At 66.7% G+C, this 279-nt stretch carries 1 protein-coding gene; it reads left to right on the forward strand.

The window, feature by feature from the left end; genetic code table 11:
• Positions 1–279: hypothetical protein (locus tag RVY79_RS19285; protein ID WP_317466176.1), on the forward strand; the 279-nt coding region annotated here is incomplete at both ends.

Raw genomic sequence — 279 nt, forward strand, 5'->3', positions numbered from 1 at the left:
GGCCCGCAAGAATGCGCAACTGCAAGCCCAGGCGGAGGCCAAGGCCAAGGCAGATGCCGAAGCGAAGCAGAAGGAGCTGAAAGCCAAGGCTGCCGCAGATGCTAAGGCCAAGGCGGATGCCGAGCGCAAGGCCAATGAATCGCGTGCCAACGCACAGCGCAAGGAGCAACTGGATCGCCTGCGTGCGATGGCCGGTGCTGCCGGCGCGACTGGCACCGTGGCCGGTTCTGGCGGCGGCGTTGGCAACGCAATGGGCACGGGCGGTACGTCATCGGCAGG

It is taken from the genome of Chromohalobacter sp. HP20-39, assembly GCF_033052815.1.
Lineage (GTDB): Bacteria > Pseudomonadota > Gammaproteobacteria > Pseudomonadales > Halomonadaceae > Chromohalobacter.